At 66.3% G+C, this 12,529-nt stretch carries 10 protein-coding genes and 1 pseudogene; 7 read left to right on the forward strand and 4 right to left on the reverse strand.

Going from position 1 to position 12,529, the window contains the following annotated elements; all coding sequences use genetic code 11:
* Positions 1-10: 10 nt before the first annotated feature.
* On the forward strand, positions 11-1,126 hold the full coding sequence (locus tag LOY51_RS12745; protein WP_125858521.1) for a DmpA family aminopeptidase: 1,116 nt from the start codon (positions 11-13) through the stop codon (positions 1,124-1,126).
* Between the two features lie 100 nt (positions 1,127-1,226).
* Here the strand turns inward: LOY51_RS12745 and LOY51_RS12750 are convergent, their stop codons facing one another.
* On the reverse strand, positions 1,227-2,555 hold the full coding sequence (locus LOY51_RS12750; protein ID WP_258646446.1) for an MFS transporter: 1,329 nt from the start codon (positions 2,553-2,555) through the stop codon (positions 1,227-1,229).
* 163 nt (positions 2,556-2,718) lie between these two features.
* Here LOY51_RS12750 and LOY51_RS12755 point away from each other — a divergent pair, with 163 nt between their 5' ends.
* From LOY51_RS12755 to LOY51_RS12780, 6 genes are all read left to right on the forward strand, one after another.
* The gene (locus tag LOY51_RS12755) at positions 2,719-3,816 is read left to right on the forward strand and encodes a sugar diacid recognition domain-containing protein (RefSeq protein WP_258646447.1); all 1,098 of its coding nucleotides are present in this window, start codon (positions 2,719-2,721) and stop codon (positions 3,814-3,816) included.
* 32 nt (positions 3,817-3,848) lie between these two features.
* Complete coding sequence (locus tag LOY51_RS12760; RefSeq protein ID WP_258646448.1) at positions 3,849-4,934, forward strand: metal-dependent hydrolase; 1,086 nt, start codon at positions 3,849-3,851, stop codon at positions 4,932-4,934.
* Positions 4,935-5,001: 67 nt separating this feature from the next.
* On the forward strand, positions 5,002-5,913 hold the full coding sequence (locus LOY51_RS12765) for a LysR family transcriptional regulator (protein WP_125858525.1): 912 nt from the start codon (positions 5,002-5,004) through the stop codon (positions 5,911-5,913).
* 211 nt (positions 5,914-6,124) lie between these two features.
* The gene (locus LOY51_RS12770; RefSeq protein ID WP_125858526.1) at positions 6,125-7,105 is read left to right on the forward strand and encodes an LLM class flavin-dependent oxidoreductase; all 981 of its coding nucleotides are present in this window, start codon (positions 6,125-6,127) and stop codon (positions 7,103-7,105) included.
* Positions 7,106-7,241: 136 nt separating this feature from the next.
* Positions 7,242-7,454, forward strand: a complete 213-nt coding sequence (locus LOY51_RS12775) for a cold-shock protein (protein WP_125858527.1) — start codon at positions 7,242-7,244, stop codon at positions 7,452-7,454.
* Positions 7,455-7,504: 50 nt separating this feature from the next.
* Positions 7,505-7,729, forward strand: a complete 225-nt coding sequence (locus LOY51_RS12780; protein WP_125858528.1) for a cold shock domain-containing protein — start codon at positions 7,505-7,507, stop codon at positions 7,727-7,729.
* A gap of 129 nt (positions 7,730-7,858) precedes the next feature.
* Here LOY51_RS12780 and LOY51_RS12785 read toward each other — a convergent pair whose 3' ends face one another.
* The 3 genes and pseudogenes from LOY51_RS12785 to LOY51_RS12795 form a co-directional block, all read right to left on the reverse strand.
* A complete protein-coding gene (locus tag LOY51_RS12785) occupies positions 7,859-8,956 on the reverse strand; it encodes an alkene reductase (protein WP_258646449.1) in 1,098 nt (365 codons plus the stop codon).
* 109 nt (positions 8,957-9,065) lie between these two features.
* Positions 9,066-9,938 (reverse strand): phosphate/phosphite/phosphonate ABC transporter substrate-binding protein, encoded by an 873-nt coding sequence (locus LOY51_RS12790; RefSeq protein ID WP_258646450.1) that lies wholly within the window; start codon positions 9,936-9,938, stop codon positions 9,066-9,068.
* Positions 9,926-12,249: pseudogene (locus LOY51_RS12795) on the reverse strand (putative bifunctional diguanylate cyclase/phosphodiesterase). The gene LOY51_RS12790 and the pseudogene LOY51_RS12795 overlap by 13 nt, the downstream one beginning before the upstream one ends.
* Positions 12,250-12,529 lie beyond the last annotated feature (280 nt).

Genomic DNA, 12,529 nt, shown 5'->3' on the forward strand with positions numbered 1-12,529 from the left:
AGGAGTAGACATGCGTGCGCGTCAATTGGGCATTACCCTCGGCCACGGCACCCCGGGCCCGTTCAATGCCATCACCGATGTGCCGGGCGTGCGGGTTGGCCACAGCACCCTGCTGGATGAACAACGCCCGGCGCCGATCCGCACCGGGGTGACCGTGATCGAGCCGCGCCCCGGTGCCGCGCGCCTGGCACCGTGCTTTGCCGGCTGCCATGTGCTCAACGGCAATGGCGATGCTACCGGCCTTGAGTGGATCCGCGAGGCGGGGCTCTTGACCACGCCGATCGCCATTACCAACACCCACAGCGTCGGCGTGGTGCGCGATGCACTGATCGCTGCCGAGCGTGAGCGCCTGGCGGATGACGCCGTGTACTGGTGCATGCCGGTGGTGATGGAAACCTACGACGGGCTGCTCAACGATATCTGGGGCCAGCACGTGACTCCGTTGCAGGTGCGCCAGGCGCTGGACAACGCTGCCCCCGGCGCGGTTACCGAAGGCCCGGTGGGCGGCGGCACCGGGATGATCTGCCACGAGTTCAAGGGCGGTATCGGCACTGCCTCGCGGCAGTTGCCAGCGCAGCAGGGCGGCTGGACGGTGGGGGCGTTGGTGCAGGCCAACCACGGCCAGCGCCAGGAGTTGCGCATCGATGGCTACCCGGTGGGCCGCCAGCTCGGGCACCTGCCGTCGCCCTTCGCCGAGCGTGAACAGGGCACCCCGGGCATGGGCTCGATCGTGGTGGTGATCGCCACCGACGCACCGTTGCTGCCGCACCAATGCCAGCGCTTGGCGCAACGGGCGTCGATCGGGATTGCCCGCACCGGTGGCGGTACCGAGGACTCCAGTGGCGATATCTTCCTGGCGTTCTCCACCGGTAATCAGGGCTTGCCGCCGGCTGACTACGGGCGCAAGGAGCTGGCCCAGTGCACGCAGGTGCGCATGCTCAACAACGACCATATCTCGGCGCTGTTCATGGCGGCGGCGGAGGCGGTGGAGGAGGCGATTGTCAATGCGCTGCTGGCGGGGAGGGCGATGGTCGGTAAGGGCGGGGCGGTGGTGCCGGGGCTCGATGGCGACACATTGCTGACTGCCTTGCATGAGGCAGGGTGGAGAGCCCAGTCCCAGCATTGAAAGCATCGCGGGGCAAGCCCGCTCCCACGCTCCAGAATTCTGGGACTTCAGGACTCCAGGACTCCAGCGTGGGAGCGGGCTTGCCCCGCGATCGATTTTGCTAGCGAGCGCGAGCGAACGCGGGATTACCCGAACGCGAAACCCGCAGCGCCACCAGGCTACCGACCACGATCAATCCTGCCAGGGCATACAGCGCCGCATCGGTCGACCCGGTCTGGTCCTTGATGAACCCCACCAGGTACGGGCTGAGAAAGCCCGCCATCTGCCCGACCGAGTTGATCACCGCCAACCCCGCCACGGCGGTACCGGCGCTAAGCAGCGCGGTCGGCATCGGCCAGAACATCGGCAGGCCGGTCAGCGCACCCATGGTGGCGATCGACAGGCCGAGGATGGCAATGGTCGGCTGGGCGGCGAAGTTGACCGCGATCAGCAGGCCCAGGGCGCCCATCAGCATCGGCACGACCAAATGCCAGCGCCGCTCGTTACGCAGGTCTGCCGAGCGGCCCACCAGAATCATGAACACCCCGGCCAGCAGGTACGGAATGGCGCTCAGCCAGCCGATCAGCAGCGGGTTGTCGAAGCCCATGTTCTTGATGATCGACGGCAGCCAGAAGTTGATGGCATACACGCCGCTCTGGATGCAGAAGTAGACGAAGCCGAAGGTCCAGATCAACGGGTTGGTCAGCACGGCGAGCACGCCGTCACCGCTGGTGGCCGGTTTGCTCGCGGCATCGGCCGTCAGGTCTGCCTCGATCAGCTGGCGTTCTGCCGGGCTCAGCCAAGGGGCTTTCTGGTAGCCGTCGCTAAGCAGCACGATGGCCAGCGCACCCAGAGCCACGGTCGGCAGGCCCTGGATCAGGAACATCCACTGCCAACCGGCCAGGCCACCCTGGCCTGCCGCGAAGTGCTGCAGGATCCAGCCGGAGAACGGCCCGCCCAGCAGGCCGGACACCGGGATCGCCGACATGAACAGGGCCATGATCCGGCCACGGCGCGCCGCCGGGAACCAGCGCGAAAGGTACAGCACCACGCCGGGGAAGAAGCCCGCCTCGGCGGCGCCGGTGAGCAGGCGCAAGGCATAGAACTCGGTGGGGGTGGTGACGAACAGCAGGCAGGTACTCAGGCTGCCCCAGGCGATCATCATCAGCGCGATCCAGCGGCGCGGGCCGAAGCGGTTGAGCGCCAGGTTGCTGGGCAGGCCGCACAGCACGTAGCCGATGAAGAAGATACCGGCGCCAAGGCCGTACACGGTTTCGCTGAATTTGAGCGCGTCGAGCATCTGCAGCTTGGCGAAGCCGACGTTGACGCGGTCCAGGTAGTTGAACAGGTAGCAGATGAAAATGAACGGAATCAGCCGCAGGGTGATGCGCCGGTACAGCGCGTTGCGGGTGACGTCGTTGCCTTGGTCAGGGGCGGGGCTGTGTGCCATGATCGGGTTCTCTTTTGTTATGGTTGTCACCGCGTCGCCTGTCTCGGCGCTCGCCCTGACGAGTCTCGGGGAGTGTAGCGCCACTGTCTTTGTGCTTTTGCACAGCCCCAGCCAAAGCCTGCTGTGCCGCCGACCAACCCCAGGCAACCTTAAGGACCTGCTCATGTTCGAACTGGACCACGACCTGGCCCAGGACATCGTCGACCGGGCGATGGCCATCCTGCCGTGCAACGTCAACGTGATGGACAGCCAGGGGCTGATCCTCGGCAGCGGCGAGCCGGAGCGTATCAACACCCGCCACGAAGGCGCCCAGCTGGTACTGGCCAACGGGCGGATCGTCGAGCTCGACGTGGACGCCGCGAAGTGCCTGAAGGGTGTGCAGCCCGGGGTCAACCTGCCGCTGATGCTCGATGACCGGCTGATCGGCGTGCTCGGCCTGACCGGCGACCCGCAGCAACTGCGCACCTACGCCGAGCTGGTGCGCATGACCGCCGAAATGCTCCTGGCCCAGCGCCATTTGCAGGTGGAGCAGCAATGGCGCCGCCAGCGTTGCGACGACCTGCTGGCCCTGCTGCTCGGCGGCAGCGGTGAATCCCCCCGGCTGGTCGATGAGGCCCAGCAGCTCGGGCTCAAACCCAACCTGCCACGCATTCCCTGCCTGTTCGAGCTGCAGGCCGGCCCCCCGGCCGAAGCCTTGTCGGCCTGGCTGATGAGCCGCTATCCAGACAGCTGGTGTGTAAGCCCCGCGCGCCAATCGCTGCTATGGTGCCGCCCGGCCAACGTGGCGTTGGACGAACCGCGCTTGCTGGAGCGCCTGCAACGCCATGGCTGGGTGGCCGAACGCCTGGCCCTGGGCAGCCCGGCGCAAAGCCTGGAGCAACTGCGCCGCGGCTACCGGCGGGTGCGCGACCTGTTGGCCTACGGGCGCGAAGTGCTGCCAGGCGAGCGCCTGCTGTCGCTGGCCCGCTACCGCCTGCCGGCGCTGCTCTGGCGCCACCGCAACGACGATGCCCTGGACGAGCTGCTCGAACCCTTGCTGCGCGTGCGCGCCAAGGATGCCAGCGGCCAGCTGCTGGCCACGCTGCGCGCCTGGTGCTCCCATGACGGGCAGAGCCAGGCCTGCGCCGATGCCTTGGGGATTCACCGCAACAGCCTGCGCTATCGGCTTGAACGCATCGCCGAGCTGGGCGAAGTCGATCCGCTGCGTCTGGAAGGCATGCTCAGCCTGTACCTGGGCTTGCAATTGTTACCCGCAGACTGAATGCTGCGCCGCGTTTTTCATGGAGATGTGCATTGGATTCACTGACGCAAGCTGTACTCGGCGCCGCCCTGCAAGGCGCTGTGCTGGGCCGTATTCAAGGTCGCCGTTCACTGTTTTACGGCGCCGCCCTGGCCACCTTGCCGGACCTCGACGTGCTGATCCGCTACGCCGACCCGGTGTCGCAGATGACCTTCCACCGAGGCTTTTCCCATTCGCTGTTCGTCCTTACCGGGCTTGCGCTGTTGATGGCCTGGACGGTCGCCTGGTTAGGGCAGCGCTACTGGCCGCACAAGGGCTACCGCTGGCCGCGGTTGTTCCTGGCGTTCTGGCTGGTGCTGGTCACCCATCCGCTGCTCGATGCGTTCACGGTGTATGGCACCCAGTTGCTCTGGCCCTTGCAGCCCACGCCGCAAAGCTGGGCAGCGGTGTTCATCATCGACCCGGTGTACACCGTGCCGTTGCTGCTGGCGGTGCTGTATGCAGCGTTCAAGGGGCTGCAGGGCAGGGCGGTCGGCGTGCTGTCCCTGGCGTTGGCGTTCAGCACGGTTTACCTGGGCTTTGGCCTGGCCGGGCGCATGGCCGCCGAGCAGCGCTTCAGCCAGGCATTGGCGCAGCAGGGCATCGTTGCCAGCGAGGTACGCGCCGTGCCGATGGCCTTCAACAGCCTGGTCTGGCGGATGTTGGCGAAAACCCCGGATGGCGATTACTACGAGGGCGTCAGTAGCCTGTTCGACCGTGAGCCGCCCGAGATGCTGCGCCAGCCGCGCAACCTCGAGGCCGGCAAGGTGCTGGCCAGCGTGCCGCTGCACGAACGCCTGCGCTGGTTCACTGGCGACTGGCTGCGTTACGACGTGGTCGGTGACGCGCTGGTGGTCACCGATCTGCGCATGGGGGTGCCGGGCAACTACAGTTTCCGCTTCCAGATGGCCCAGCGTGATGCTGCCGGCCAATGGCAGGTGATTGTGCCCAGGGGCTGGATCGGCGGCGGCGCGGCTTCGCTGTTCGATGGCGCCAAGCTGAGCCTGATCTGGCGGCGCATCCTCGACCAGCAGCCACCCTTGCCGCTGGCAGCCTGGGCCAGCCAGTCGCTGGGGCATGCCGCCGAGGCCGGGCGCTGAAGGCGGCGGCCTTGCAATCTGCGGTTGCGCACCCATTTAGCTGGCTTGTCTTGTTCGGGAATACAGCATGGAACCCAACCGCTTCGGCGATATCGCCGCCTTCGTCAGCGCCGTGAAGGCCGGCAGTTTCACCGCTGCCGCCGCCAGCCTGGGCCTGACTCGTTCGGCGGTGGGCAAGAGCATCGCCCGGCTGGAGGCACGCATGGCGGTGCGGCTGCTCAACCGCACCACGCGCAAGCTGAGCCTGACCGACGAGGGGCTGGTGGCCTTCGAGCGCTGGCGGCAGATCCTCGACGACCTCGATGAAGTCGAGTCGACCATGGCCCAGCGCCGGGGCCAGCCCACCGGCACCTTGCGCCTGACTGCGCCGTTGTCGTTCGGCCAGCGCCATGTGCTGCCGATCCTCGACCGCTATCTCAAGCTGTGGCCCGAGCTGCGCGCCGATATCCGCTTTACCGACCGCTTCGTCGACCTGGTCGAGGAGGGCGTCGACGTGGCGGTGCGCATCGGCGCGCCGAAAGAGGACTCGCAGCTGCTGACGCGCACCGTGGCCTGGCAGCAGTTCGTCACCTGTGCCTCGCCCGACTACCTGCAGCGCCACGGCACGCCGCAGGTGCCGGCTGATTTGTACGGGCATGACAAGATCGCCTTCCTGGCCGGTGAAAAGTCCAGCCCGTGGCGTTTTCGCACCGACGCCGGGCTGCACCTGTGCGAGGAGCCGGGGCGGCTGAACATCGACAGCTCCGAGGCGATGCTCGATGGCGCGCGAGCCGGGTTCGGGCTGATTCACCTGCCCACTTACATCACCGGCGATGACCTGCGCACCGGGACGCTGGTCGAAGTGCTGCACGACTATCGCCCGCCGGCCGACCCGATCCGCATCGTCTACCCCAGCAAGCGGCACCTGTCGCCGCGGGTGCGCGGCTTCATCGACCTGCTGGTCGAAAGCTGGCAGGCCGGGGTGCCCTGGGAGACCTGATCTGGGCCACTGGCCTCATCGCTGGCAAGCCAGCTCCCACAACAAGGATCATTGTTTCCCTGTGGGAGCTGGCTTGCCAGCGATGAGGCCCCTCAAGCAAACCCTGCCTTTTGGGGAATCCAAGGCCCCAGTCCCGGGCCGGCCACCGGGTTTATCTCCCCGCACCCACCCCGGACACTCTGCTGTCACGCAAAATCCCACTGGAGCTCCCATGACAGCCCTGTCCGTACTGGACCTGGTCATGATCGGCGAAGGCAAGACCTACGCCGACGCGATCGAAGAAACCCGCCAGCTTGCCCGCCACGTCGAACAGCACGGCTACCGCCGCTACTGGATCGCCGAACACCACGACATGCCCGGCATCGGTTCTGCCGCCACGTCGCTGGTGATCAACGAAGTTGCCAACGCCACCCGGCAGATCCGCGTCGGTGCCGGCGGCATCATGCTGCCCAACCATGCGCCGCTGGTAGTGGCCGAGCAGTTCGGCACCCTCGATACCCTGCACCCCGGGCGCATCGACCTGGGCCTGGGCCGTGCGCCCGGTACCTCCGGCCCGACCATACGCGCCTTGCGCGGCGCGGCGCCCGAGCGCGACTTTGAAACCGATATCGGCGAGCTGCGCGACTACCTCGCCGACAACGGCCAGCGCCCGGTGCGCGGTGTGCCCGGGCAGCATGACGTACCGATCTGGATCCTCGGCTCCAGCCTGTTCGGCGCCGATCTTGCGGCCAGGCTCGGCTTGCCCTACGCCTTCGCCTCGCACTTCGCGCCGCGCTACCTGCTGCAGGCCGTCGCCCATTACCGCGCCAACTTCAAACCCTCGGCGCAACTGGCCAGGCCCTATGTGATGGTGGGTGTGAATATCTTCGCCGCTGGTAGCGATGCCGAAGCCGACTACCTGGCCAGCTCGCACCGCAAGTGGATGCTTGACCTGCATGTGGGGCGTTACGGGCTGTTGCCCAAACCTCAGGAGGGGTATGTCGAAGGCCTGCCTGGCCATGAGCGGGCCGTGCTGGAGCAGGTGATGGCCTGCACCATTGCCGGTGGGCCGGAGCGGGTGAGGGAAGGGTTGCGCTCGCTGATCGAGCAGACCGGGGCGGATGAATTGATGATCGATTGCCGTATTCATGATCCGCTGGCGCGGCAGCGCTCGCATGCCCTTGCCGCCAGCGCGTTGGCGTCTTTGCAATAGTGCAAGGCCCGGCTATCGGGCCTTTGACACCTGATAGAAATGTCAGTAGCGATTTTGCTTTGTGGCGCCCATGATCAGTCTCGACTTGGTGCTCTGTGCGCACCAGGCATGAACGCAGTCATCAAAGGTGAACAACATGTCCAACAGACAAAACGGGACTGTTAAGTGGTTCAACGACGAGAAAGGATATGGATTCATTACCCCAGCCGGCGGGGGGGACGATCTGTTCGTGCATTTCAAGGCAATCGAGTCGGATGGGTTCAAATCCCTGAAAGAAGGGCAGCCAGTCACCTTTGTTGCCGAGAGGGGGCAAAAGGGCATGCAGGCGGCACAAGTGAGGCCTGAGTAACTCGCCAATGTATGGCTCTGCGCAACCAGCTGCGATGGGAGGTGAAGATCATGGCAACAAAAGCTGTGCATTCTGGCCCCACTACCGTTGCAAAAGTGGATACGGGCCAAGTTGTGCCAAGTGAAAGCGAGGTTATTTTCTTGCAAAGTGCGGTGGGCGATGGCACCGCGATAATCCGTGAAGGCCAGCTGGTCAGCTACGATCTGGCCCAGGGGCCGGATGGCCTTTGGTATGCCGTCAACATCGTTATCGAAGATGAGCCGTACTTGAACTAGCACCGCGTCTGCTCCAGGCGCTGCACAACCGGCCAAACGTATCGCGGGGCAAGCCCGCTCCCACGAAGTTTGGAGGCAATCCAAACGCTGCGTGGGAGCGGGCTTGCCCCGCGATTTGGCCCGAACAGGCTATGCCTGGCGCAGGAACGGATAGTCCGTATACCCCTCAGCCCCATTGGCATAGTCGAACTGCGCCCGGTGCGCATTCAGCGGCGCCTGCTGCTGCAGCCGTTCGACCAAATCCGGGTTGGCAATGAACGCCCGGCCAAAGGCCACCGCATCGATCAACCCGCGTGCAAGCAAGTCTTCTGCCTTCTCGGCGGTGTAGGCGCCCGCAGCGACGATCACCCCGGGATAGGCAGCGCGGATCGCCTCTCGGAACTCATCGCGCAGCGGCTTGCCACCGGCCCAGTCCGGCTCGGACAGGTGCAGGTAGGCCAGGTTGCGCTTGGCCAGTTCGCCGATCAGGTAAAGACCGGCGGCCTCCTGGTCTTCACCATTGTCGATGCCATTGAAACCACCGAGCGGGAAGACGCGGATACCCACGCGCTCGGCGCTCCACTGGGCAATCGCGGCATCGACCGCTTCGAGCACGATGCGCGCACGGTTTTCCACGCTGCCGCCGTAACGGTCGTCGCGGGTGTTGGCGCTGGGGGTCAGGAACTGGTGCAGCAGGTAACCGTGGGCCGCATGCAGCTCAATGAAATCGAAGCCGGCTTCGCGGGCATTGGCCGCTGCCTGGCCAAAGTCGGCGACGATGCCGGCGATCTCGGCTTCGCTCAAGGCGCGTGGGGTTGAGGTGTCGACGCGGATGAGCTGGCTTTTCTCGTCCCGCAGCGTGGTGCGCGCATTGGCCGGCAAGGCAGAAGGCGCCACCGGCGCTTCGCCACCTGGTTGCAGCGAGGTGTGCGACACCCGCCCGGTGTGCCACACCTGCACTGCGCTGTGCCCGCCGCGCTGGTGGATGGCCTCGTTGACCTGGCGCCAGCCGGCGATCTGCTCGGCGGTGTGGATGCCGGGCGAACCGGAATAGCCCTTGGCCTGGAACGAGATCTGCGTGGCTTCGCTGATGATCAGCCCGGCGCTGGCCCGCTGGCCGTAGTACTCGGCCATCATCGCGGTCGGCACGTCGCCCGGCTCCAGGCTGCGCAGGCGGGTGAGAGGGGCCATGAAGACCCGGTTGGGCAGGGTCAGAGGGCCGAGTTTGAGAGGTTCGATCAGTTTCATTGAGGGCTCCATCGGAAGTGCTAGACGATGGCGCGCACGATACCGAGGTGATTGGGGAAAGGGGCTCCCGATACCCCGGCATGGCGCTCCCCAATGCTTCGCAAAGGCATCAAGGATGCAGTGTCGGCGCCATCATTCGCTCAAGCCCCGCGTAATCCTTGTGCCCCACCGGCACCAGCCCGGTGGCGTCCTGGGACGCCACGAACCCGGCCAGTGCCTTGGGGTCATCGAGCATCGCCCGGCGCAGGCGTTGCTTCAGCGCCGGGCACAGGCTGGCGCTGAACACGTAGGGGTCGTAGCGGATTGGCGCCGAGCGCCACAGCACGCGCAGCTTTGCCGGGTCGAGGGCGTGGCTGGCCAGGTAGGCGTCCGCCCGCTCGCTGGCGACAAAGGCGGCATCGACCCGCCCTTCGAGCAGCGCATCGAGCGCCTTGTCATGGTTGCCGGCGTACACCAGCGCCGCGAAGTAACGCGGCAGTGGAGTGCTGACCAGGGCGGCGAACTCGACGCTGGGCACCAGGCTGCCCGAAGTGCTGGCCGGGTCGCTCAGCGCAACCCGCGTGCCGCGCACGGCGTTGAGGCTGGTCGGGCCGTCGGCGCGGGTCAGCAGCAGCGCCTGGTAATGGTTGCCCGCCGGGGTATAGGTGCCAGCGGCGAGGGTGTAGGTGGCGAACGGCTCGATGCGCCGGTCACGCTGGCGGGCAAGGATATAGGACGCCGGGCCCAGCCGGGCGATGTCGGCGCCGCCGGAGACGATGGCATCCACCACGCTTTCGTAGGAGGCACTGATCACCAGTTCCACCGGCACGCCGGCAGCTTTGCTCAGGCGCTCGACCAGCGGCTGGTGCTCGCGGGTCATGGCTTCGACGTTTTTGATCGGGATCACCGCCAGGCGCAGGCTGTGGGGCGTGCAGTTGGCCAGCGCGGGGCCCGCCAGCAACTGCGCCAGCGCCAGGGCGCCGAGGGATTTCAGTACACGCATGCCTTGTCCTCGTTGCCGATGAAGGGGGGGTATTCGTGCAACTGGGCCGGCGACAGCGGCCGGCTGAAATGGTAGCCCTGGGCGATGTCGCAGCCGGCGAGTTTCAGGCACACCAGCTGTTCGCGGGTCTCGACGCCCTCGGCCACCACTTCCAGGCCCAGGCGCTTGGCCAGGATGATGGTCGAAGACACGATCGGGCTGTCGTCGTAGCTGTTGCACAGCGGCGCGATCAGCGAGCGGTCGATCTTCAGCCTGGACAGCGGCAGTGCCTGCAGATGGGCAAACCCTGCATAGCCACGGCCGAAGTCGTCCAGGCTGATACCGATGCCGGCGGCGCGCAGGCGGTGCAGGTGCTCCACCGCAGTGCCCTGGGGTTCGAGCACGGTGGTTTCGGTGATCTCCAGCTCCAGGCGCTGGGGGGTGATGCCGTAGTAATCGAGCTCGGCCAACAGCCGGTCACTGAAGTCGCCCTGGCGCAGTTGCAGCGCCGACACATTGACCGCCAGGTGCGCGGTCTGATCGCGCGCAGCCCAGCGTGCCAGCTCCTCGCAGGCCAGGCGCAGGACCTCCCAGCCCAGTTCGACGATGAACCCGCTGCGCTCGGCCAGGCCGATGAAACGGTCGGGGTAGAGCAGGCCGAACTGCGGATGATCCCAGCGCACCAGCGCTTCGTAGCCCAGCACCTGCAAGGTGTCGAGGCGGATCTGCGGCTGAAAGTGCAGGACGAACTGGCGCTCGCCCAAGGCGCTGCCAAAGGCCTGCTCGAGGGTGAACGCCTGGATGTCGGAGAGATTCAGCGACGGGTCGAAGAAGCGGTACTGGGCACGCCCGGCCTGCTTGGCCGAGTACATGGCGGCGTCGGCGCAGCGGATCAGCGCGTCGATGTCCTGGCCGTCGCGGGGGCAGATGCTCACGCCCACGCTGGGGCTGGTGTTGACCTCCTGGCCGTCGAGGGCGTAGGTGGCCGAAAGTTTCTCCACCAGGGCACGCACCCAGCCGTCGATCTGCTCCTCGCTGCGCTCGCCGGCCAGCAGCACCACGAACTCGTCGCCGCCAAAGCGCGAGGCCTCGTCGCCCGGCTCCAGCAGGCGCTGGATACGCCCGGCCACGGCCTGCAGCAGCAGGTCGCCGATCTTGTGCCCGAGGGAGTCGTTGATCGACTTGAAGCGGTCCATGTCGATGAACAGGATGGCCAGCAAGCGGCGCTTGCCGCGTTGGCGAGTGAGCGCCTGGGCGGCCACCTCGACGAACTGGCGGCGATTGTGCAGGCCGCTCAAGTGGTCGGTGGCGGCGGCATGGCTGCTGCGCCGGTGCTCGTCTTCGAGGCGGCCGATCAGTTGCTGGTTGACCTGCTGCGCGTACTCGAGCTCGGTGAAGGCCTCCTGGCGCTTGTGCAGCAGGCGCAGGCCCCAGGCCAGGCTGGTGAGGATCAGCAGGGTCATGCTCAGGTTCAGCCAGAACTGGCGATTGGTGGTGCGGCTGGCGGGGCGAGGATTTCGTCCTGGCGCTGGCTGACCATCACGCTGAAACCGCGCTCGGGCATGCGCCGGTACAGGCTCTGGAAGGCGCCGTCGAGGCTGTACTGGGTGAGCTGGCCGGCGTCTTCGCCGCTGCCCGGCAGCCCGGGTACCAAGGTCTGACCGGCCACCACCACGCCGCTGCTGTCGATGCGCAGACGTTCCTGGCCGTCGTCCTGCAGCAGGCGCACCAGGCCGCTGCGGCCCAGGTCGATGTGCTGGAACAGTACCGCCAGGTAGCCGATGTCCAGCTGCACCACGAGGATGTTGTCGATCTCGCGGCCCGGCAGGTCGGTCAGCGGCAGCAGGAACGGCAGGCGCCAGTTGGGCAGGGTACTGTTGCCCGTCGGCAGGGCGCGGGGCAGGAAGGCCTTGAAGCCGTACTGCCCGACATGGCGCTTGAGCTGGTCGAGCCAGGCGTCGGGCAGTTGCTCGGGCTCGTCGGCATGGCTGGAGGAGAGCAGCCGGCCATGGCGGTCGTACAGGCTCATGCGCTTGAACACCGGGTCTTCGGCCAGCAGCCGGGCCAGGCTCAGGTTGCCCTGGCGCAGGCGCTTCATGTCGTCCTGGGTGACGCGGCCCACGGCCTGGGCACGGTCCACCAGCTGACGCAGGTTTTCGCCGACGATACTTGCCAGGTTCAGATGTTCGGCAGCTTTTGCCGACAGTGCATCCTGGCGCGTGGCGGCTTTCTGGTTGATGTGCAGCCCCCAGAGGAAGGTCAGGGTGACGGCGCACAGCATCAACAGCAGCAGCGGCAACAGCCCTGCGGATGAGAGAGAACGGCGGATCACTGCTGGTTTTCCCCTGCCCTGGGTGAGCGCTGAAAAATACGACAGAAAGATGACAGGCTAATGACTGGTGGCACATTGCCTCATGGCAACCACGGGGCCCTGTAGGAGCGGCCTTGTGTCGCGAAAGGGGTGCGCAGCGCCCCCAGGATCGTAGATTTACCTCAAGTTTGCTGGGGCTGCTGCGCAGCCCTTTCGCGACACAAGGCCGCTCCTACACACACAAACTGCGGACCCTGGGCGTGCCGCGACAAGTTGTCTGCTTGACTTCAAGCGATGTAAC

This window comes from Pseudomonas sichuanensis, assembly GCF_024749065.1.
In the GTDB taxonomy this organism is placed as follows: Bacteria; Pseudomonadota; Gammaproteobacteria; order Pseudomonadales; family Pseudomonadaceae; genus Aquipseudomonas; species Aquipseudomonas sichuanensis.

Bases quoted from the DNA above. Each gene is read 5' to 3' on its own strand.
- LOY51_RS12775 (WP_125858527.1), top strand. From the start codon at position 7,242: ATGTCCAACAGACAAAACGGGACTGTTAAGTGGTTCAACGACGAGAAA.
- LOY51_RS12765 (WP_125858525.1), top strand. From the start codon at position 5,002: ATGGAACCCAACCGCTTCGGCGATATCGCCGCCTTCGTCAGCGCCGTG.
- LOY51_RS12790 (WP_258646450.1), bottom strand. From the start codon at position 9,938: ATGCGTGTACTGAAATCCCTCGGCGCCCTGGCGCTGGCGCAGTTGCTG.
- LOY51_RS12750 (WP_258646446.1), bottom strand. From the start codon at position 2,555: ATGGCACACAGCCCCGCCCCTGACCAAGGCAACGACGTCACCCGCAAC.
- LOY51_RS12785 (WP_258646449.1), bottom strand. From the start codon at position 8,956: ATGAAACTGATCGAACCTCTCAAACTCGGCCCTCTGACCCTGCCCAAC.
- LOY51_RS12745 (WP_125858521.1), top strand. From the start codon at position 11: ATGCGTGCGCGTCAATTGGGCATTACCCTCGGCCACGGCACCCCGGGC.
- LOY51_RS12780 (WP_125858528.1), top strand. From the start codon at position 7,505: ATGGCAACAAAAGCTGTGCATTCTGGCCCCACTACCGTTGCAAAAGTG.
- LOY51_RS12755 (WP_258646447.1), top strand. From the start codon at position 2,719: ATGTTCGAACTGGACCACGACCTGGCCCAGGACATCGTCGACCGGGCG.
- LOY51_RS12770 (WP_125858526.1), top strand. From the start codon at position 6,125: ATGACAGCCCTGTCCGTACTGGACCTGGTCATGATCGGCGAAGGCAAG.